The sequence below is a fragment of the Agromyces sp. GQ35 genome (assembly GCF_059758475.1).
Map to the genome: position 1 here is coordinate 2,140,644 of NZ_JCAXEO010000001.1, position 18,609 is coordinate 2,159,252.

Sequence of the window (18,609 nt, forward strand, 5' to 3'; positions counted from 1 at the left end):
CGAAAGCCCGCTGAGCGATTGCCTCCGCGGTCAGCCGGCTGTGACGGATGCCACGGCCGGCGCCGACTCGCGTTCGACGATGCGGAACTCGGCGAGCTGCAGCGCAGGCGGCGGCACGGTGGATGCGGCGAGGGCCGAGCCCTCGATACGGCCGAGCAGGGTCTCGACCGCGGTGCGGGCGATCCACCGTCGACCGGGATCGACGGTGGTGAGCGAGGGGATCGAGTACTCCGCCTCGTCGAGGTCGTCGAAGCCGATGACCGACACGTCGTGCGGCACGCGAATGCCGGCCTCCTGCATCACGCGCATGGCGCCGAGGGCGAGGGTGTCGTTGAGCCCGAAGACCGCGTCGAACGGCGCGCCGTGGGCGAGGATGTCGCGCATGGCCTGGGCGCCGCCCGAGCGGTGCCACGGCGCCGTGTAGCCGACGAGATCGGGTTCGAACTCGAGGCCGGCGGCGTCGAGCGCCTCGCGGTAGCCCTGCAGGCGGAATCCGGCCGAGCCGATGATCTCGCCCTCGTGTGCGCCGACGACGGCGATGCGGCGGCGGCCCGAGGCGATGAGGAACTCGGTCGCGGCCCGGGCGGCCTCGACGTTGCGCATCGTGACGTGGTCGAGCTCGGGGTCGAAGACGCGCTCGCCGAGGAGTACGAGCGGGTAGGGCACGCGGAGCGCCGCGACATCCGACTGCTCGATGCCGAGGGGGCTGAAGAGGAGCCCGTCGGTCATGGTGAGGCGCGGGCTGCGCAGCAGTTCGAGTTCGCGGGTCGGGTCGCCGCCGGTCTGCTCGACGAGCACGACGATGCCGGCGGCCTCGGCGGCCGCGATCACCGTGCCGGCGAGCTCGGCGAAGTAGGGGAGGCTGAGGTCCGGCACGGCGAGGGCGATCGCGCCCGTGCGGCCCGAGCGCAGGCTCCTGGCGGTGAGGTTCGGCTGGTAGCCGAGTTCGGAGATGGCCGCTTCGACCTTCGTCTTCGTCGTCGGCCTGATGTGCGGGTAGTCGTTGATGACGTTCGACACCGTCTTGATCGAGACGCCCGCCGCGCGGGCGACATCGTGCAGTGTCACGGCCATTCTTCCTCCTCGTTGCTCGAACTCTACAACGTTGTATGCCGGTTGCGGTGAGGCCCGGCCATCGGTTTCGAGTGCGCTTGACAAGCTGCGGCCGCCACGTGCACAATGCCTCTACAACGTTTACTTTACAACGTTGGAAAGACTCGGACTCGACGCGGAGCAGCCACTGTGCGCGGCGGAGACGAGCCATCTTCGCCAAGAGACAACGGTGTCCTCAACACCGCGAGAGGAAGCACAGCAATGAAGTCGAAGCTCCTTGCAGGGGCCGCGGTCACCGCAGTTGCGGCCGTGGCACTCACGGGCTGTTCGGGCGGCGAGCCTGAAGCATCCTGCACCAACAAGATCGTCAACGCCGAGGCGACGCAGGTCAGCGTCTGGGCCTGGTACCCCGCCTTCGAAGAGGTCGTCGACCTCTTCAACGAATCCCACGACGACGTGCAGATCTGCTGGACGAACGCCGGTCAGGGCAACGACGAGTACACCAAGTTCTCGACGGCCATCGAAGCCGGTTCGGGCGCTCCCGACGTGATCATGCTCGAGTCCGAGGTGCTCTCGAGCTTCTCGATCCGCGACGCGCTCGTCGACCTCACCGAGTACGGTGCCGACGACGTGGCCGCCGACTACACCGAGGGCGCCTGGAAAGACGTCTCGAGCGGCGACGCGGTCTACGCGATCCCGGTCGACGGCGGCCCCATGGGCATGCTCTACCGTCAGGACATCCTCGACCAGTACGGCATCGCCGTGCCGACCACCTGGGACGAGTTCGCCGCAGCCGCCCAGACCCTGAAGGACGCCGGCGCTCCCGGCGTGCTCGCAGACTTCCCGACGAACGGCCGCGCCTACAACCAGGCGCTCTTCGCCCAGGCAGGCTCGGTACCGTTCGAGTACGACAACGCGAAGCCGACCGAGATCGGCATCAACGTCAACGACCAGGGCTCCAAAGACGTGCTCGCCTACTGGGAGGGCCTCGTCGACAGCGGTCTCGTCGCGACGGATGACGCGTTCACGGCCGACTACAACACGAAGCTCGTCGATGGCAGCTACGCGGTCTACGTCGCAGCGGCGTGGGGCCCCGGCTACCTCGGCGGTCTCTCCGACGCCGACAGCGACGCGGTCTGGAAGGCCGCACCGGTTCCGCAGTGGGACCCGGCCAGCCCGGTGCAGATCAACTGGGGCGGCTCGACCTTCGCCGTGACGAGCCAGTCGAAGAACCCCGAGGCGGCAGCGGTCGTCGCGAAGGAGGTCTTCGGCACCGAAGAGGCGTGGAAGATCGGCATCGAAGAGGCCGCGCTGTTCCCGCTGTGGAAGCCGATCCTCGACTCCGACTACTTCCGCGACCTCGAGTACCCGTTCTTCGGCGGCCAGCAGATCAACAAGGACGTCTTCCTTCCCGCGGCCTCGGGCTACACCGGCTTCACCTTCAGCCCGTTCCAGAACTACGCCTACGACCAGCTCACCGAGCAGCAGTTCGCGATGGTGCAGGGCGAGAAGGACTCGGCCACGGCGCTCGACGACCTGCAGGCCTCGCTCGAGAAGTACGCGACCGAGCAGGGCTTCACCCTCAAGTAGCAGCGGGCGAGCGGTTGCCCCGTGCCGGCACCTCCGACACGGGGCATCCGCTCCCCACCACCGAGACGAACCGATTCGAACTCGACGAAGAGAGCACCACATGACCACCCAGACCACGACTGCGCCGCCACTAGCCGCAGCCGGCCGATCCCGAGCTCCGCGATCCGGCGGATCGACGCTCGTGCGACGCCGGCAGCGCTGGGGCTGGCTCTTCGTCGTTCCGTTCCTCGTCGTCTTCGCGCTGCTGCTGATCTTCCCGCTCTTCTACGCGTTCGGCATGAGCCTGTTCACGTCGACCCTCGCGACGGGCACCGACTTCACCGGCCTCGCCAACTACGCGAAGGCCTTCACCGACCCGCTCTTCCTCGAGGGCATGCTGCGCGTGCTCGCCTTCGCTGCCGTCATGATCCCGACGCAGCTGCTCGTCGCCCTCGCCGCGGCGCTCGTGCTCGACACCCTGGTCAGCCGCCTGTCGAAGCTCTCGCGGTTGTTCATCTTCGTTCCCTACGCGATCCCCGGCGTCATCGGCGCCCTCATGTGGAGCTTCCTCTACAGCCCGCGGTTCGGCCCCGGCGCCACGATCTTCGGGGCCTTCGGCCTGCCGACCCCCGAGTTCCTCGCACCCGACAGTATCTTCGGCAGCCTCGTGAACATCGTCACGTGGCAGTGGGCGGGCTACTACATGGTCGTGATCTACGCGGCACTGCGCTCGATCGATCCCTCGATCTACGAGGCCGCCCGCATCGACGGCGCCAACGGCTGGCAGACGGCCATCGGCATCAAGGTGCCGATGATCAGCTCCTCCATGGTCATGGTCGTCATGTTCGCGCTCATCGGCACGCTGCAGTTCTTCACCGAGCCGGTCGTGCTGCGCAGCGTCGCCCAGGGTGCGATCGACGCCGCCTATACGCCGAACATGTACGCCTTCTCGCTCGCCTTCTCGTACAGCCAGTTCAACTACGCCTCCGCCATCGCGTTCGCGCTCGGCGCGTTGGTGTTCGCTGGTTCGTTCGTGTTCCTCTTCCTGACTCGCAAGCAGAGCGGACTGAAGTGATGTCGATCTTCTCCCCACGCACGGCCGACCGGGCCGAGCCGCTGACCACCGCCACCGGACTGCCGTCGCACGTCGACCGCAGCGTGCCGCGACGAGGCCGTCGCACCGGCAGCCGTCGCATCGGCTCGCACGTGTTCCTGGTGATCCTCGCGATCTACTTCATCGTGCCGATCTGGTGGCTCGTCGTCGCCTCGACGAAGGACACCGCCGGCCTGTTCTCGAGCCCGGCGTTCTGGTTCGACGGCAACTTCGCATTCTTCGACAACATCGCGGGGCTCTTCAGCCATCAGGGCGGCATCTACTGGCGCTGGCTCGGCAACTCGTTCCTCTACGCCTTCGCGGGCGGCATCGGCGCGACCATCCTCGCCGTGCTCGCCGGCTACGGCTTCGCGAAGTACAACTTCCGGGGTCGCAACGGGGTCTTCACCGTCATCCTCGGCTCCGTCATGGTGCCGCTCACGGCACTCGTCATTCCGACGTTCATGCTGCTCAGCCAGTACGGCATCATCAACACCCCGTGGGCCGTCATCCTGCCCAGCCTGCTGAGCCCGTTCGGCGTGTACCTGATGCGGGTCTACACGCAGGATGCGGTGCCCGACGAGATGCTCGAGGCTGCCCGCATCGACGGCGCAGGCGAGATACGCACCTTCTTCCAGGTCGCCCTGCCGCTCCTCCGGCCGGCGATCGTGACCGTGCTGCTGCTGTCGGTCGTCGGCACCTGGAACAACTTCTTCCTGCCGCTCGCGGTGCTCACCGACCCGAACCTGCTGCCGGTCACGGTCGGCCTGAATCGCTGGACGGCGCTCTCCAACGCCGGCGCCGGCGGCGAGCAGGTCTGGAACCTCATCACCTCGGGCGCCTTCATCTCGGTGCTCCCGTTGATCCTGTCGTTCCTCTTCCTGCAGCGCTACTGGCAGGGCGGCCTGTCGCTCGGCAGCATCAAGTGACCGAGCGGATGCCGCGGCATCCGCTGCCCTCAGAACCTGACTTCGGCCGTCTCGGCCGGCGCTTCGAACCACACACAGAAAGCACAGCATGACGTCCGCACACCTCACCATCGACCCTCACTTCACCGTCGGGGCCATCGACCGTCGCGTCTTCGGCGGCTTCGTCGAGCACCTCGGCCGTCACGTCTACGACGGCATCTACGAGCCGGGGCACGCGACCGCCGACGCCGAGGGCTTCCGCCAAGACGTCATCGAGCTCGTGAAGGAGCTCGGCGTCTCGACCATCCGCTACCCGGGTGGCAACTTCGTGTCGGGCTTCCGCTGGGAGGACTCGGTCGGCCCGGTGGTCGAGCGGCCGCGGCGACTCGACCTCGCCTGGCACTCGACCGAGACGAACGAGATCGGCCTGCACGAGTTCTCGTCGTGGCTCGAGAAGGTCGGGAGCGAGCTGATGCTCGCGGTGAACCTCGGCACGCGCGGCACGCTCGAGGCGCTCGACCTGCTCGAGTACACGAACATCGCGAGCGGCACGACGCTCTCGCAGCGGCGCATCGACAACGGCAAGACCGACGCGTTCGGCGTGAAGATGTGGTGCCTCGGCAACGAGATGGACGGCCCGTGGCAGCTCGGCCACCGCTCGGCCGACGACTACGGCAAGATCGCCTCGCAGACCGCCAAGGCGATGCGTCAGCTCGACCCGTCGATCCAGCTCGTCGCCTGCGGTTCCTCGAGTGCGCACATGCCGACCTTCGGCGAGTGGGAGCGCGTCGTGCTGACGCACACCTACGACGACGTCGACTACATCTCGTGCCACGCGTACTACGAGGAGAAGAACGGCGACGTCGACTCCTTCCTCGCCTCGGCGGTCGACATGGACCGCTTCATCGAGACGGTCGTCGCGACGGCGGACCACGTCAAGGCCGTCGTCGGCAGCGAGAAGACGATCGACATCTCGTTCGACGAGTGGAACGTCTGGTACATCGACCGCTACCACGGCGTCGACAAGATCGAGGGCATCGACAATTGGCCGGTCGCCCCGCGCCTGCTCGAAGACGTCTACTCCGTCGTCGACGCCGTCGTCTTCGGCAACCTGATGATCTCGCTGCTGAAGCACGCCGACCGGGTGACGAGCGCCTCGCTCGCCCAGCTGGTGAACGTCATCGCGCCGATCATGACCGAGCCCGGTGGCCCGGCCTGGCGGCAGACGACGTTCTTCCCGTTCGCGCTCACCTCGCGGCTCGCGAAGGGCGTCGCGCTCGAGGTCAAGCTCGACTCGCCGACCCACGAGACTCAGGTCTACGGGGTCGTGCCGCAGGTCGACGCCGTCGCCACGCACGACGCGGAGACGGGGGAGTCGGCGGTGTTCCTCGTGAATCGCAACCGCACCGAGTCGATCACCGTGACGATCGATGCGTCAGCGCTCGGCGCCGTGCAGGTGCGCAGCGCCGAGACGCTCGCCGATGACGACCTGTACGCGAAGAACACGCTCGAAGCGCCGGAGCGCGTCGGCCTGCAGTCGAACCCGACGGCGGCCGTGACGGAGGGCACGCTCACGATCGAGCTGCCTCCCGTTTCGTGGACCGCCGTGTCGCTCGGCGCATGAGCCGCGGGGCGCGCCGCACGTCTCGGGCGGCGCGCCCCGTGCGGGCCGGTTCGGCACGTCGACTCGCTGCCGCCACGCTCGCCTCGGCGGCGGTGATCGCCCTCGCCGGCTGCGCGGGCGGAGGCGGCGCGCGTGAGCTCACGGGTGACCTGATGGCGCACGACCCGGCGCTCGCCGTTGAAGGCGACACGAGTTACGTGTATTCGACCGGCAACGCGTCGATCGGCGACGGAAACATCCAGATCCGCAGCTCCGACGACGGCCGCAACTGGCAGTACCGCGGCGAGGTGTGGGAGGAGAAGCCCGCGTGGCTCGACGCCGCGGTTCCCGGAGTGTCGAACCTGTGGGCGCCCGAACTCGTCGAGCACGGAGGCACCTGGTACCTGTACTACTCGGCGTCGACGTTCGGCTCCAACACCTCGGTGATCGCGCTCGCGACGAACGAGACCCTCGATCCCGAGTCGCCCGACTACGAATGGGTCGACGCCGGCCAGGTGCTCGCCTCGACGGACTCCGACGATTTCAACGCGATCGACGCGGGCATCGTGCTCGACGAGGCGGGCGACCCGTGGATGTCGTTCGGGTCGTTCTGGAGCGGCATCCGAATGATTCCGCTCGAATGGCCGAGCGGCGGGGCAGCGGATGCCTCGGAGCCGCTGCGCATCGCCGACCGGCAGACCCCGCCGAACGCGATCGAAGCGCCCTGCATCGTGAGTCACGACGGCGACTACTTCCTCTTCGTCTCACGCGACGCGTGCTGCCAGGGGCTCGACAGCACCTACAACATCGCGGTCGGTCGCTCGGACTCGGTCACGGGTCCCTACCTCGATCGTGACGGCGTGCCCCTGCTCGAGGGCGGCGGCACGTCGCTGCTCTCCGCCGAGGGGGACCGCATCGGGCCGGGCGGGCAATCGGTGCAGGGCGATACCCTCGCACTGCACTACTACGATCGGCGCCTGAACGGCTCGTTCCAACTCGCACTCGTCGAGCTCCAGTGGGACGCCGAAGGCTGGCCGGTCGCGCACTGGTGACGCACCGGGCACGACACGACTTGACGATGAGGGGAACCGCGTGACCGCGACATCCGCTGGCACCAATTGGGCCGGCAATCTCAGCTACCGCGCCGCGCGGCTCGTGCGACCGACCTCGATCGAGGAGCTTCGCGAAGTGCTCGCGAGCGCTGGGCCGTTCCGGGTGCTGGGCTCGCGTCACAGCTTCAACGACATCGCCGACTCCGAGGGAACGCTCATCGAGACGGCAGGGTTGCCGGTGGTGATCGATGCTTCGAGCACGCCGGGCGCCGTGCGCATTTCGGGGAGTCCGCGGTACGGCGAGCTCTCCTCGGCGCTGCACGCTCGCGGGCTCGCCCTGAGCAACCTCGCCTCGTTGCCGCACATCTCGGTGGCGGGCGCCGTCGCGACCGGAACGCATGGTTCGGGCGACCGCATCGGCTCGCTCGCGAGCGTCGTGCGGGCCATCACCATCATCACGGCGGCGGGCGAATCGCGCACCCTCGAGCGCGGCGATTCCGACCTCGCGGGCGCCGTCGTGAACCTCGGCGCCCTCGGCGTCGTCACTGCGCTCGAACTCGACGTGGAGCCCACCTACGACGTCGCGCAGACCGTCTACGAGCGTCCGTCGTGGGATGCCGTGCTCGCCGAGTACGACGCCGTCACTGCGCTCGGCTCGAGCGTCAGCATCTTCACGACGTGGGCGAACACCGACCGCGCCGACCAGCTGTGGGTCAAACGGCGATTGCCGGTCGAGACGGATGCCGCGGCATCCGCTGCACTCATCGCCAGGCTCGGGGCGACCGCGGCGACGGAGCCGCGTCACCCGCTGCCCGGCATGGCCGCCGACGCCTGCACGGCGCAACTCGGCGAGCCCGGGCCGTGGCACGAACGCCTGCCGCACTTCCGGCTCGACTTCACGCCGTCGGCCGGTGAGGAGCTGCAGTCTGAGTACCTCGTGCCGCGGGCCGACGCCGTGGCCGCCCTCGAGGCGATGCGCGGGCTCGCCGCGCCGATCGCGCCGCTGCTGCAGGTCTGCGAGGTGCGATCGGTGCGTGCCGATGAGCTGTGGCTGAGCCCGGCCTTCGGCACCGACGTCGTCGGCATCCACTTCACGTGGAAGCGAGAGCAGGCGGCCGTCGAAGCGCTGCTCCCGATGATCGAGGCGGCTCTGCCCGCGACGGCGCGGCCGCACTGGGGCAAGGTGTTCACGCTCGACGCCGATGAGGTGCGGCGCCGGTATCCGCGCTGGGCGGACTTCGCGGCGCTCCGCGAGCGGTTCGATCCCGAGGGGCGATTCCGCAACGCGTACACGGCGCGGCTCGGGCTCTGAGCGCAAATCCCCGAGAGAACCCTTCCTGGTCCCGGATACGGTGGTGGAATGGGAACGGACTGCGCAACGTGCGACACGGCGCTCGTGCGGAACACCGGCAGACCGCCGCATGATGTCGACATCATGAAGACCTCGGAGGCGCTCGAGGAACGCATCGCGACCGGCCGCATGCGGTACGTGCGGGGGGATGTACCGCTCGCGGACATGCTCGCGCTCGCAGAATCCGACCTGAAGTTCACGATCGTGAGCTTCCTGGCATGCGAGGAGTGCGAGCGGACCCGGTTCTGGGGGCTCTGCATTCGAGGCGCGCCGTCGTACAAGGTCGTCGACGCGGATGCCCCCTCGAGGTGGCCTTGGGATGCGGTTCCGTCTCGACCGCTCTGGACCTAGCCAGCGAGACGGCGTCCTCCCCGTCCAGGAGTGCCACCTCGGCCGTCAGTCGTGAGGCGGGCGACGCAGTCGCTTGACGTCGGTGCGCCGCTTCTTCGCTTCCAAGCGCCTCTTCTTGGCACCGCGGCTCGGACTCGTCGCTCGTCGCGTCGGTGGCGGCGGTCGCAGAGCCTCGGCCACGACGGCGGCGAGCCGAGCGAGCGCGGCATTCCTGTTGCGCAATTGGGCGCGGTGCTCGGATGCGGTGATGGTCAGTACTCCGTCGACGACGCGAGTGCTCAGATGCTCGAGGAGTCGCTCCCGCTGGAGCGGGGAGAGCACGGCCGAGCCTGCCACGTCCCACACGAGTTCAGCTCGGGAGTCGGCAGTGTTCACGCCTTGCCCACCGGGGCCGGATGATCGCGAGAACCGCCACGACAGCTCAGACTCGGGGATCGTGAGTCCTGGGTCGACCCGAAGACCGGGGCGGTGGGGTGCGGGCATGGATCCATCATCCCCTTGAATTCGGCGTCAGCCGCCGGCCGGAGGGACGGTCTTGCGCATCACGGTCTTGCTCTTGCCGATGTGACGCTCGAATGCGAATCCCGCCTTCTCGAACATCGCCCTCGTGCCATTGTGGAGGAACGAGGACGAGGTCTTCTTGCCAGGGACGAGCTCGTTGGGGAACGAGACCACCTCGCCCCCGCCGGCCTGCGCGATCAGCTCCAGCGCGCCATCCAGCGCCTCTCGTGCCACTCCCGACCGCCGGTGGTCGCGGTCGACGAAGAAGCAGGTGATCCGCCACGGTGCCGGGCTGGTCTCGCCCGCGTCGTACTGCTTGCGGTGGTAGATGTTCGGCAGTTCGTCTGGACTGCCGTACTCGCACCACGCGATCGCGTCGTCGCCGTCGAAGACGAGCGCGGCGTGCGCGATGCCCTCCGTCACGAGTCGCTGCTTGAACGTCGGCCGGTCGTGCTCCTCCTTGACGGTGTGCTCCGTGTCGTCGTGGAAATACGAGCAGTAGCACCCGCCCCAGACCCCGTTGTGCTTCTGCGCGAGCGCCAGCCACGCCGGGAAGGTCTCGGCAGTGAGCGGCTTGATCACGTGCTTCCCGGTCGGAACGTCCTCATCGGCCATGGGCGTCCTCCTCGCGTCGGTGCTGCCAGTCTGCCGATCGGCTCCGACGTTCGACAAGGACTCGTCGCTCACGGGCAGACGCGAACCCTGCGTCCCTCGAAGCTGACGATGTCTCCGAGCTGCAGCTGTCGCCCTCGGCGGCGGTCAACCTCGCCGTTCACGGTCACGAAGCCGTCGATGATGGCCTCTTTCACGTCTCCACCGGAGTCGAGGAGTCCGGCGAACTTCACGAATTGCCCGAGACGGATGACCTCACCGCCGATCGGGACATCATCGATCGGCGCCGGGTTCGTCATCCCCGAATTCTAGCGGGCCAGTGATCCGGCCCGTCTGCAACTGTCGGGTTGCATCTCGTCTAATGCAAGTCTAGGGTTGCAGTAGTTCTGCAGGCCAACTCATTTCCAGGAGGAAGACATGACCGATCAGCGTCCCACGTTCTCCGGTGGTCGCAATATCGCCCTGAAGGTGCCGCCGCATCGCTACGAAGCGACGGTCGGCTTCTATCGGGACACCCTGCAGCTCCCGGCCGTCTCCGGACCGGCCGGTGATGCCACGGGATTCGAGTTCGGTTCCTGCAACCTCTGGATCGACAACTGTCCGGGGCTGTCGCAGGCCGAGTTATGGCTCGAAGTGGTGGCCTCAGACACCGGGGCGGCAGCTGGCGTGCTGGAGAATGCCGGCATTGCCCGGCGAGACGAGATCGAAGACCTCGGCGCCGGGTTCGACGGGTTCTGGATCTCATCGCCGTCAGACGTGATCCACCTCGTCGACTCGCAGGAGCAATCCTGGGCCTGACCCGTTTCGCTCTTCGAATGCCGGCGTGAGTGCGGACCCTGAGATCGAGACGTCGGGGATTCGATTCCCGGCTCGGCGCGGGCGAATCGGCGTACGCTGTGGATGTCGCCGACAGAAGGATATGCCGTGTCTGCCCACAACGAATCCTCGAAGCACATTCCCGGCCCCGATGAGCCGAGCACTCCCGAGCTCGAGGAGGATCAGACGGTCGCGCCGCGGCCGGAGGAGGAGATCGCCGACATCCTGCGGGCGACGCCCGACGTCGCCGACCACGGCCGGAAACCCGAGTGACGGCCTTCCGTCGTCACGCCGCCGTGGGGTGATCGCCGCCCGCGAGCTGGTCGAGCACGTGTTCGAGCACGTCGTCGAGCACCGCGAGCCCGTCGCGCACCCCGCCGGTCGACCCGGGCAGGTTCACGACGAAGGTCGATCCGGAAACGCCCGCAACGCCGCGTGAGAGCAACGCGGTCGGCGTGGTCGCGGAACCTCGGCGCCGCAGTTCCTCCATGAAGCCCGGCACCTCGCGATCGAGCACGGCGGCGGTCGCCTCGGGCGTTGCGTCGCTCGGTGAGAGCCCAGTGCCACCCGTCGTGACGATCACGGACGGCGAGGCGGCGACGGCGTCGCGGAGCGCCGTGCGCACTGACTCACCGTCGGCGACCACCTCGGGCCCGACGACATCGAAGCCGCGCTCGGCGAACCACGTCGCGATCACCGGCCCGGTGCGATCGGTGTACACGCCGGTGGCGGCACGGGTCGAGGCGACGATGACGACGGCGGTGCGCGGCATCCGCTCGGCCTGGGTCATTCGCGCGACCAGTCGCCGCTCTTGCCGCCCTCCTTGGCGAGCACCATCACCTCGCTGATGACCGCCCGGTTGTCGACTGCCTTGATCATGTCGTACAGCGTCAGCGCCGAGACCGTCGCGGCCGTCAGCGCTTCCATCTCGACACCGGTGACGCCCTTCGTGGTGACCGTCGCGACGATGCGCACCCGGTCGCCCTCGGGGGTGATGTCGACGTCGAGCTTCGTGAGCGGCAGCGGGTGGCACAGCGGAATCAGCGTCGAGGTCTGCTTGGCCGCCATGATGCCGGCGATGCGCGCCGTGCCGATCGCCTCGCCCTTCGGCAGCGTGCCGTCGCTGATCGCGGCGACCACGTCGGCGCGTGTCACGAGCACCGCCTGCGCGCTCGCCGTGCGACGCGTCACCGCCTTGTCGGTCACGTCGACCATGTGCGCTGAGCCGTCGCCGCGCAGGTGAGTGAGTTGCGGGTCAGTCATCGATCCTCCAGATGTCGACGTCGGCGCCGGCCGGCAGGGCATCCACTCCCATGGGCAGGTGTACGAGCACCGTTGCGTTCGCGTAGGCGTGCAGCAGGTGCGAACTCGGCGCCCCGACCTCGACGTCGCCATTGCCGTCGAGCACGCCGCGGCGCACCTGGTGGCGATCGATGGGCGAGGTGACCGAGTGGGCGAGGCGCAGCGTGGCACGCGGCCGGTCGGGCGCGAGGCCCGCGAATGCTCGCAGCACGGGCCGAAGGAACAGTTCGAACGAGACGAGGGCGCTCACCGGGTTGCCGGGGAACGACACGACCGGCACGGTGGCGACGTCATCGATGCCGCCGTCACGTCTCGGTACCCTCGCGCGGCCGAGCCCCTGCGGCCCACCGGGCTGCAGGGCGACCCTGGCGAACTCCACGCCGAGGGGCTCGAACGCGTCGCGAACGACCTCGAACGCACCGGCACTGACGCCGCCGGTCGTCACGACCAGGTCGACGCCGTCGGCGGATGCCGCGAGGGCCGCCGTGACCGCGCCGGCGTCATCGGGAGCCACGGTCGCGTGCACCGTCGCCCCGCTCTCGCGCATCGCCGCCGCGAGCATGCTCGTATTCGCGTCGTGGATCTGTCCTGACCCGAGCGGCTCGTCGGGCGGCCGCAGCTCGTGCCCCGTCGAGATGAGCAGCACCGAGACGGGCCGGCGAACGGCGACCGTCGTGAGACCGGCGGCGGCGAGCGCTCCGAGCTGCGCCGGACCGAGCCTGATGCCGGCAGGGAGCAGCAGCGAACCGCGCCCGATGTCGGAACCCGATCGGCGCACGTGGGCACCGAGCTCGACGGGCCGGGTGAACGCCACCGTCGTACCCGTCGGCGCGTCTCGGCGGCCGGCCCCGAGGCCGGGGAAGCGGGGTGGATCGGCGGCTTCGATCGGCACGACGGAGTCGGCGCCGTTCGGGATCGGCGCACCCGTCATGATCGGCGAGGCCGTGCCGAGGAGGTGCGTGCGCTCCGCGTCACCGGCGGCGGTCGTGGGGCCGACGGTCAACGAGACGGCAGCGCCGGGTCGTGCACCGGTGAGGTCTGCCGCGCGAACGGCGTAGCCGTCCATCTGCGAGTTGTCGAAGGCCGGGAGGTCGACGGGGGAGTGGATGTCGCGCGCCAGCACCCGACCGAGGCTCGCTGCACCGGCCGGGTCGCTCGTGAGCGAGACGTCTTCGAATCGGGCGGGATCGTCGAGGTGCGCCCGCAGCGGCGCGAGGAGCTCCCGCACCGCGTGCTGGTGTTCGGCGAAGGTTCGCATCGTCCGCCCTTCCGGCGTCAGCCGCCCGCGAACGGCGGCAGCACGTCGACCTGCGCGCCGACCGGATGGTCGGAGTTGCGACGCACCGTGCCGTCGACCAGGAACGAGCCCGACTTCAGGACCCGGGCCATCGCTGCGCCGTGCCGCTCGACGAGCACGTCGTGCAGCCCGCCGAGGGTTGCGGGCGCGTCGAGCTCGAGGCGTTCCTCATCGGCTCCCGCCGCTTCGGCGGCTGCGGCGAAGTACCGCACGGTCACGAGCGTCATGTGCATGATGCTACCGGCTGGCTGCTCAGGCGCCCCGCCTGGCGGTGCAGATGCGCTGCGTACAATGGCGGGCATGCACCCGCTCGTCGAGCCCGGCCCGCCGCTCGCGGCGGAGCGCATCGCGCGGTTCAGCCGGCAGCTGATGCTGCCGGGCTTCGGTGAGCTCGCCCAGCGGCGTCTCGCGGCGGCGCGTGTGCTGGTCGTCGGCGCCGGCGGTCTCGGCAGCGCGGTCGTACCCTCGCTCGCGGGTGCCGGGGTGGGCACCATCGGCATCGTCGACGACGACCACGTCGAACTCTCGAACCTCCACCGTCAGACGAGCCACGGCGTTGCCGACCTCGGCCGTGCGAAGGTCGACTCCCTCGCCGACACCGTCGCCGCGATCGACCCGGCGTGCCGCGTGGTGCGCCATCGCACCAGGCTCACCTCGGCGAACATCCAGGAGATCCTCTCGGACTACGACCTCGTGGTCGACGGCAGCGACAACTTCCCCACCCGGTACCTCACGAACGACGCTGCGGTGCTCGGGCGGATTCCGCTCGTCTGGGGCGCCATCCTGCAGTACCACGGCCAGGTCGGCGTGGCGTGGCACGAGCACGGCCCCGGCTACCGCGACCTCTTCCCGGTACCGCCCGCCCCCGACGAGGTGCTCTCGTGCGAACTCGGGGGAGTGCTGCCGAGCCTCTGCGCAACGGTCGGCGGGCTCATGGCCACCGAGGTCGTCAAGATCATCGTCGGTGTCGGCGAGCCGCTCATCGGCCGGGTCGCGACCATCGACACTCTCACGGGGCGCTCGCGCGAGATCGCGTACACCGCCATCGCCGACGCCCCCGCGATCACCCGGCTCATCGACTACGAGCGCTTCTGCGGGCTCGATCCGGTCGAGCAGCAGGCCACGGATGCCTCGGTGCCGGCCGTGTCGGCGGCCGAGTTGCTCGAACGGCTCCGCGACGGCACGGGGGTCACTCTCATCGACGTGCGCGAGCCGGCCGAGGCCGAGCTCGGCCGCATCCGAGACAGCGTGCTCGTGCCGCTCGCCGAGCTCGCTGACGGCGCCGGCCCCGAACCCGGCGTGGGCGCGCTCGTCGTCTACTGCGAGCGAGACCCGAGGTCGAGGCGTGCCGTTCGCATGCTGCAGCAGCGCGGGCACACCCAGGTGGCGTACCTGTCTGGTGGCATCGCGACGTTCGCCGTGGTCGCCGGCGATCTCGTGCAGCGTTGACCGCGCGGCACCCGCTCACCACGCCCCCTTCCACACGAGAGTCGAGTCGCGCATGAACGAATCACTGGCCGTCGTGACCGCTGAGCCGATCGACGAGCACGCCGTTCGCGCCGCGGTCGAGGCCGATGCGAGCGGTGCCGTCGTCATGTTCTGCGGGGTCGTGCGCGACCACGACGGCGGGCGCGGTGTGCTCGCGCTCGACTACCGGGCGCACCCGGAGGCCGAGCGCTTCCTCGCAGATTGCGTGCGGCGCATCGCCGACGAGACCGGGCTCGCGGTGGCCGCGGCGCACCGCGTCGGCGAGCTGCGCATCGGCGATGTCGCGCTCTTCGCCGCGGCATCCGCTGCCCACCGGGCCGAGGCCTTCGATGCCTGCGAGCGCCTCGTCGAGCTCATCAAGCACGAGGTGCCGATCTGGAAGCGGCAGCACTTCAGCGACGGCGTCTCGGAATGGGTCGGACTCTGAGCCCCAGCCCGATCGCTGGCTCGCCGGATCGCAGCGCGGTGAGCCGCAGGTGGTCAGCCGCCGATGTACGACATCTCGATCTTCGGGCGAGCGGCGCGCAGCTCGGGCGTGAGGCTCGCGCGCTCCTCTGAATAGCGATCGTCGCGGGCGCCCCAGATCGCGCCCATCGCCGCCGCCAGGCCGGCATCATCGATGCCGCCGCGCAGGAGCGCCCGAAGGTCGTGCCCCTCCGACGCGAAGAGGCACGTGAACAGGCGCCCCTCGGTCGAGATGCGGGCACGGTTGCAGGTGCCGCAGAACGCCTGCGTGACGCTCGAGATGACCCCGATCTCACCGCCGCCGTCTCGGTATCGCCAACGCGCCGCCGTCTCGCCGGGCACCCGAGCGCCGATCGCCTCAAGCGGCAGCTCACGGTCGATCATCTCGATGATCTCAGCCGACGGCACGACCTCGTCGAGGCTCCAGCCGTTGGAGGTGCCGACGTCCATGTACTCGATGAAGCGGAGGCTGAACGGGGTGTCCTTGAAGTGCTGTGCCATCGGCAGCACTTCGTGATCGTTCATGCCGCGCTTCACGACCATGTTGACCTTGATCGGGCCGAGGCCCGCCTCGTGCGCGACGCGCATGCCCTCGAGCACGCGGGCGATCGGGAACTTCACGTCGTTCATGGCTTGGAACACCGTGTCGTCGAGGGAGTCGACCGAGACGGTCACCCGCGTCAGGCCGGCCGCCTTGAGCGAGGCCGCCTTCATCGCGAGGGCCGCGCCGTTGGTCGTGAGCGCGATCTCGAGCGGGCGGCCATCGGGGGTGCGCAGCTCGGCGAGGCTCGCGACGAGCTCCTCGATGCCGCGCCGCAGCAACGGCTCGCCACCGGTCAGTCGCAGCTTCTCGACGCCGTGCGCCGCGGCGACCCGGGCGAGCCGCGTGATCTCCTCGAAGCTCAGCAGCTCATCGCGCTCGAGGAACGCGTAATCGCGCCCGAAGACGGTCTTCGGCATGCAGTACACGCAGCGGAAGTTGCAGCGGTCGGTCACCGAGATGCGAAGGTCTCGCATCGGCCGATCGCGTCGATCGGCGAGGCGACCGGTGGCCGGCAGACGGCGGGCACCCGAGGCGGTCGCCTCTCCGACGCGGGGCACGGGGAGCTGAGCCTCCGTCTGCGTCATGGGCCACCCCCTCTTCGTGGCGTCCACCGTAACACCGCTTCACGAGCGCTCTCGCACCGAGACATCCGCCGCCGCGATGGCGAATGCCAGTCGCGCGCCGGTCGTGAGATCGAGTGAGACCGCCGCCGTCGACGGCACGTCGACGGCCAATTCGGGATGTTCGGCGATGCCGATGCGCACGCCCCCGGGCACCGGGCGGAGCGCCGCGACCGTGCCGCTCCAGCGGTTGGGGGCGGATGCCGCGGGCTCGTGCAGCGTCGCCGGCGACACGTGCACCGCTCCTGGGCTGAAGACCGCCGATGCCGGCGCGCCGGGCGCGATCGGCTCACGCGTGCCGCGCAGTACGAGCGGTGCGCCGGCAGTCGCGCCGCCGGCCGCGCGGCCACCGGGCGCGACGACTCCGCCGCACCCGTCGCCGACGCCGTGCACGAGGTTCACGCCCGCGAGCGCGGCGACGAACGGCGTCGCGGGGTGGCCGAGCACCTCGGCGGTCGTGCCGTGCTGCACGATGCGACCGTCGTGCAGCACGGCGGCGCGCTGCGCGAGCACGATCGCGTCGAGCGGGTCGTGCGTGACGAGCAGCGTCGGCAGCGGCTCGGGCCACGGCCGTTCGGCGAGCAGGCCGCGCATCTCGGTCGCGGTCTGCACGTCGAGGGCGGCGAAGGGTTCGTCGAGCAGCAGCAGCCGAGGTTTCGCCGCAAGGGTGCGGGCGAGTGCCACGCGCTGCTGCTGACCACCCGACAGCGCCGATGGGCGGCGAGCGGCGAATTCGGCGAGCCCCACGCGGTCGAGCCAGCGCCGTCCGGACTCGCGTGCCACGGCGGCACGATCGCCCTGGGCGCGCGGGCCGAAGGCGACGTTCTCGAGCGCGCTCAGGTGCGGGAAGAGCAGCGGCTGCTGGCCGAGCAACCCGACCTGTCGTCGTTCGAGGGCGACCCCGTGCCGTGAACGGCCGTCGGCCCGACTCAGCTCTCGACCGCCGATGCGCACGAACCCGGTGCTCGGCTCGAGGTGGCCCGCGATGGTCTGCAGCAGGGTCGACTTGCCCGAGCCGTTCGGTCCGAGCACGGCGAGGATCTCGCCGGGCGACACCCGCAGCGACGCGTCGAGCACGAAGTCGCCGACGGTCGTCGTCACCTCGGCGATCAGGCCCGCGGATGCCTCGGCGCCGGCCTGTGCTCCGAGGCCGGCGGAGGTCTCGGTGCCGCTCATCGGGCGGCATCCGCTCGCCAGCCGCGCATCACGAGGAGCACGGCGACCGCGACCGCGATGAGCATGAGCGAGAGGGCGATCGCCGTGTCCTCGCGCACTCCCGCGCCGTTGAACGCCGTGTAGATCGCGAGCGGCATCGTGCGGGTCGTGCCGGCGGCGTTGCCGGCGAAGAGGGCGGTGGCCCCGAACTCGCCGAGGGCGCGGGCGAAGCAGAGCACCGTGCCCGCGATCAGGCCCGGCGCCACGAGGGGCAGGGTGATGCGGCGGAACACCGTGAACCGGCTCGCCCCGAGACCGGCGCCGACGAGTTCGAACCGGGTGCCGGCCGTGCGCAGGGCACCCTCGACCGAGATCACGAGGAATGGCAGCGCGACGAAGGCCTGCGCGATGACCACGGCTGCGGTCGTGAAGGGGATGCGGAGGCCGAACGCGTCGAGGGTCTCGCCGAACAGCCCGTTGCGCCCGAGCAGGGCGAGCAGGGCGATGCCGCCCACGAGCGGAGGCAGCACGAGCGGCAGCGTGGCGAGGGTCCGGAGCACCGCCGCCACTCCCCGGGAGCTCCGTGCGATGACGAGCGCGAGCGGCACGCCGAGCACCACGCAGATCGCGGTCGCGATGCTCGCAGTGGTGAGCGAGAGGGCGAGCGCCTCGAGCGCGGCGGGAGAGCTGACGGCCGCCGGCACCCCGGCCCAGTCCAGTCGCACGAGCAGCGCCACGAGCGGCAGCACGAGCAATGCCGTGCCGAGGGCAGCCGGCAGGTACAGCCACGACGGGAAGCGGGCGAGGTGCACGCGCCGTGATCGTGCAT

General features: G+C 69.7%; 22 protein-coding genes. 11 read left to right on the forward strand and 11 right to left on the reverse strand.

Annotation, left to right across the window (positions count from 1 at the left end; all coding sequences use genetic code 11):
- Positions 1-30 precede the first annotated feature (30 nt).
- Complete coding sequence (locus AC6CH0_RS09860; RefSeq protein ID WP_498100201.1) at positions 31-1,074, reverse strand: LacI family DNA-binding transcriptional regulator; 1,044 nt, start codon at positions 1,072-1,074, stop codon at positions 31-33.
- A gap of 240 nt (positions 1,075-1,314) precedes the next feature.
- Here AC6CH0_RS09860 and AC6CH0_RS09865 point away from each other — a divergent pair, with 240 nt between their 5' ends.
- The 7 genes from AC6CH0_RS09865 (at position 1,315) to AC6CH0_RS09895 (ending at position 8,980) form a co-directional block, all read left to right on the forward strand.
- Entirely contained in the window at positions 1,315-2,643 is a 1,329-nt protein-coding gene (locus AC6CH0_RS09865; protein WP_498100203.1) for an ABC transporter substrate-binding protein, read from the forward strand.
- A 100-nt stretch (positions 2,644-2,743) separates the two neighbouring features.
- The gene (locus AC6CH0_RS09870; protein WP_498100205.1) at positions 2,744-3,697 is read left to right on the forward strand and encodes a carbohydrate ABC transporter permease; all 954 of its coding nucleotides are present in this window, start codon (positions 2,744-2,746) and stop codon (positions 3,695-3,697) included.
- On the forward strand, positions 3,697-4,644 hold the full coding sequence (locus tag AC6CH0_RS09875) for a carbohydrate ABC transporter permease (protein WP_498100207.1): 948 nt from the start codon (positions 3,697-3,699) through the stop codon (positions 4,642-4,644). Before AC6CH0_RS09870 ends, AC6CH0_RS09875 begins: the two co-directional genes overlap by 1 nt.
- An 88-nt stretch (positions 4,645-4,732) precedes the next feature.
- The gene (gene arfA, locus AC6CH0_RS09880; RefSeq protein ID WP_498100209.1) at positions 4,733-6,247 is read left to right on the forward strand and encodes an arabinosylfuranosidase ArfA; all 1,515 of its coding nucleotides are present in this window, start codon (positions 4,733-4,735) and stop codon (positions 6,245-6,247) included.
- Positions 6,244-7,278, forward strand: a complete 1,035-nt coding sequence (locus AC6CH0_RS09885; protein ID WP_498100211.1) for an arabinan endo-1,5-alpha-L-arabinosidase — start codon at positions 6,244-6,246, stop codon at positions 7,276-7,278. The genes arfA and AC6CH0_RS09885 overlap by 4 nt, the downstream gene beginning before the upstream one ends.
- A 40-nt stretch (positions 7,279-7,318) precedes the next feature.
- Entirely contained in the window at positions 7,319-8,590 is a 1,272-nt protein-coding gene (locus AC6CH0_RS09890; protein ID WP_498100213.1) for a D-arabinono-1,4-lactone oxidase, read from the forward strand.
- Positions 8,591-8,713: 123 nt separating this feature from the next.
- Complete coding sequence (locus AC6CH0_RS09895; RefSeq protein ID WP_498100215.1) at positions 8,714-8,980, forward strand: hypothetical protein; 267 nt, start codon at positions 8,714-8,716, stop codon at positions 8,978-8,980.
- Positions 8,981-9,025: 45 nt separating this feature from the next.
- Here the strand turns inward: AC6CH0_RS09895 and arfB are convergent, their stop codons facing one another.
- The 3 genes from arfB to AC6CH0_RS09910 all read right to left on the reverse strand — a co-directional run bounded on the left by arfB (position 9,026) and on the right by AC6CH0_RS09910 (position 10,392).
- Positions 9,026-9,463, reverse strand: a complete 438-nt coding sequence (gene arfB, locus AC6CH0_RS09900; RefSeq protein ID WP_498100217.1) for an alternative ribosome rescue aminoacyl-tRNA hydrolase ArfB — start codon at positions 9,461-9,463, stop codon at positions 9,026-9,028.
- 27 nt (positions 9,464-9,490) lie between these two features.
- Positions 9,491-10,096, reverse strand: coding sequence for a GNAT family N-acetyltransferase (locus AC6CH0_RS09905; protein ID WP_498100219.1), 606 nt, complete (start codon positions 10,094-10,096; stop codon positions 9,491-9,493).
- Positions 10,097-10,164: 68 nt separating this feature from the next.
- On the reverse strand, positions 10,165-10,392 hold the full coding sequence (locus AC6CH0_RS09910) for an RNA-binding S4 domain-containing protein (RefSeq protein WP_498100221.1): 228 nt from the start codon (positions 10,390-10,392) through the stop codon (positions 10,165-10,167).
- A 118-nt stretch (positions 10,393-10,510) separates the two neighbouring features.
- On the opposite strand from AC6CH0_RS09910, the gene AC6CH0_RS09915 reads away from it, so the two are divergent.
- Both AC6CH0_RS09915 and AC6CH0_RS09920 read left to right on the forward strand, forming a co-directional pair.
- The gene (locus tag AC6CH0_RS09915) at positions 10,511-10,891 is read left to right on the forward strand and encodes a hypothetical protein (RefSeq protein WP_498100223.1); all 381 of its coding nucleotides are present in this window, start codon (positions 10,511-10,513) and stop codon (positions 10,889-10,891) included.
- Between the two features lie 126 nt (positions 10,892-11,017).
- A complete protein-coding gene (locus AC6CH0_RS09920) occupies positions 11,018-11,182 on the forward strand; it encodes a hypothetical protein (RefSeq protein WP_498100225.1) in 165 nt (54 codons plus the stop codon).
- A gap of 13 nt (positions 11,183-11,195) precedes the next feature.
- Here the strand turns inward: AC6CH0_RS09920 and AC6CH0_RS09925 are convergent, their stop codons facing one another.
- From AC6CH0_RS09925 to AC6CH0_RS09940, 4 genes are read right to left on the reverse strand one after another with little or no spacing between them, the layout of a single operon-like run.
- Positions 11,196-11,699 (reverse strand): MogA/MoaB family molybdenum cofactor biosynthesis protein, encoded by a 504-nt coding sequence (locus AC6CH0_RS09925; protein ID WP_498100227.1) that lies wholly within the window; start codon positions 11,697-11,699, stop codon positions 11,196-11,198.
- Positions 11,696-12,172, reverse strand: a complete 477-nt coding sequence (gene moaC / locus AC6CH0_RS09930; protein WP_498100229.1) for a cyclic pyranopterin monophosphate synthase MoaC — start codon at positions 12,170-12,172, stop codon at positions 11,696-11,698. The genes AC6CH0_RS09925 and moaC overlap by 4 nt, the downstream gene beginning before the upstream one ends.
- Positions 12,165-13,469, reverse strand: coding sequence for a molybdopterin molybdotransferase MoeA (locus AC6CH0_RS09935; RefSeq protein ID WP_498100231.1), 1,305 nt, complete (start codon positions 13,467-13,469; stop codon positions 12,165-12,167). The genes moaC and AC6CH0_RS09935 overlap by 8 nt, the downstream gene beginning before the upstream one ends.
- A 17-nt stretch (positions 13,470-13,486) precedes the next feature.
- The gene (locus AC6CH0_RS09940; protein WP_498100233.1) at positions 13,487-13,735 is read right to left on the reverse strand and encodes a MoaD/ThiS family protein; all 249 of its coding nucleotides are present in this window, start codon (positions 13,733-13,735) and stop codon (positions 13,487-13,489) included.
- Positions 13,736-13,808: 73 nt separating this feature from the next.
- Between AC6CH0_RS09940 and AC6CH0_RS09945 the strand changes: the two genes are divergently transcribed.
- Together AC6CH0_RS09945 and AC6CH0_RS09950 are read left to right on the forward strand one after the other, a co-directional pair.
- A complete protein-coding gene (locus AC6CH0_RS09945) occupies positions 13,809-14,957 on the forward strand; it encodes a ThiF family adenylyltransferase (RefSeq protein ID WP_498100235.1) in 1,149 nt (382 codons plus the stop codon).
- A gap of 52 nt (positions 14,958-15,009) precedes the next feature.
- Positions 15,010-15,423 (forward strand): molybdenum cofactor biosynthesis protein MoaE, encoded by a 414-nt coding sequence (locus AC6CH0_RS09950; RefSeq protein WP_498100237.1) that lies wholly within the window; start codon positions 15,010-15,012, stop codon positions 15,421-15,423.
- A 53-nt stretch (positions 15,424-15,476) separates the two neighbouring features.
- Here the strand turns inward: AC6CH0_RS09950 and moaA are convergent, their stop codons facing one another.
- Genes moaA through AC6CH0_RS09965 form a run of 3 tightly spaced genes read right to left on the reverse strand, consistent with a single transcriptional unit; the run spans position 15,477 to position 18,592 of the window.
- A complete protein-coding gene (moaA, locus tag AC6CH0_RS09955) occupies positions 15,477-16,589 on the reverse strand; it encodes a GTP 3',8-cyclase MoaA (protein WP_498100239.1) in 1,113 nt (370 codons plus the stop codon).
- A gap of 39 nt (positions 16,590-16,628) precedes the next feature.
- Positions 16,629-17,801, reverse strand: a complete 1,173-nt coding sequence (locus AC6CH0_RS09960) for a sulfate/molybdate ABC transporter ATP-binding protein (RefSeq protein ID WP_498100241.1) — start codon at positions 17,799-17,801, stop codon at positions 16,629-16,631.
- Positions 17,798-18,592, reverse strand: coding sequence for an ABC transporter permease (locus AC6CH0_RS09965; protein ID WP_498101098.1), 795 nt, complete (start codon positions 18,590-18,592; stop codon positions 17,798-17,800). The genes AC6CH0_RS09960 and AC6CH0_RS09965 overlap by 4 nt, the downstream gene beginning before the upstream one ends.
- Between the last annotated feature and the right edge of the window lie 17 nt (positions 18,593-18,609).

Bases quoted from the DNA above. Each gene is read 5' to 3' on its own strand.
- AC6CH0_RS09860 (WP_498100201.1), bottom strand. From the start codon at position 1,074: ATGGCCGTGACACTGCACGATGTCGCCCGCGCGGCGGGCGTCTCGATC.
- AC6CH0_RS09865 (WP_498100203.1), top strand. From the start codon at position 1,315: ATGAAGTCGAAGCTCCTTGCAGGGGCCGCGGTCACCGCAGTTGCGGCC.
- AC6CH0_RS09870 (WP_498100205.1), top strand. From the start codon at position 2,744: ATGACCACCCAGACCACGACTGCGCCGCCACTAGCCGCAGCCGGCCGA.
- AC6CH0_RS09875 (WP_498100207.1), top strand. From the start codon at position 3,697: ATGTCGATCTTCTCCCCACGCACGGCCGACCGGGCCGAGCCGCTGACC.
- arfA (WP_498100209.1), top strand. From the start codon at position 4,733: ATGACGTCCGCACACCTCACCATCGACCCTCACTTCACCGTCGGGGCC.
- AC6CH0_RS09885 (WP_498100211.1), top strand. From the start codon at position 6,244: ATGAGCCGCGGGGCGCGCCGCACGTCTCGGGCGGCGCGCCCCGTGCGG.
- AC6CH0_RS09895 (WP_498100215.1), top strand. From the start codon at position 8,714: ATGAAGACCTCGGAGGCGCTCGAGGAACGCATCGCGACCGGCCGCATG.
- arfB (WP_498100217.1), bottom strand. From the start codon at position 9,463: ATGCCCGCACCCCACCGCCCCGGTCTTCGGGTCGACCCAGGACTCACG.
- AC6CH0_RS09905 (WP_498100219.1), bottom strand. From the start codon at position 10,096: ATGGCCGATGAGGACGTTCCGACCGGGAAGCACGTGATCAAGCCGCTC.
- AC6CH0_RS09910 (WP_498100221.1), bottom strand. From the start codon at position 10,392: ATGACGAACCCGGCGCCGATCGATGATGTCCCGATCGGCGGTGAGGTC.
- AC6CH0_RS09915 (WP_498100223.1), top strand. From the start codon at position 10,511: ATGACCGATCAGCGTCCCACGTTCTCCGGTGGTCGCAATATCGCCCTG.
- AC6CH0_RS09925 (WP_498100227.1), bottom strand. From the start codon at position 11,699: ATGACCCAGGCCGAGCGGATGCCGCGCACCGCCGTCGTCATCGTCGCC.
- moaC (WP_498100229.1), bottom strand. From the start codon at position 12,172: ATGACTGACCCGCAACTCACTCACCTGCGCGGCGACGGCTCAGCGCAC.
- AC6CH0_RS09935 (WP_498100231.1), bottom strand. From the start codon at position 13,469: ATGCGAACCTTCGCCGAACACCAGCACGCGGTGCGGGAGCTCCTCGCG.
- AC6CH0_RS09940 (WP_498100233.1), bottom strand. From the start codon at position 13,735: ATGACGCTCGTGACCGTGCGGTACTTCGCCGCAGCCGCCGAAGCGGCG.
- AC6CH0_RS09945 (WP_498100235.1), top strand. From the start codon at position 13,809: ATGCACCCGCTCGTCGAGCCCGGCCCGCCGCTCGCGGCGGAGCGCATC.
- AC6CH0_RS09950 (WP_498100237.1), top strand. From the start codon at position 15,010: ATGAACGAATCACTGGCCGTCGTGACCGCTGAGCCGATCGACGAGCAC.
- moaA (WP_498100239.1), bottom strand. From the start codon at position 16,589: ATGACGCAGACGGAGGCTCAGCTCCCCGTGCCCCGCGTCGGAGAGGCG.
- AC6CH0_RS09960 (WP_498100241.1), bottom strand. From the start codon at position 17,801: ATGAGCGGCACCGAGACCTCCGCCGGCCTCGGAGCACAGGCCGGCGCC.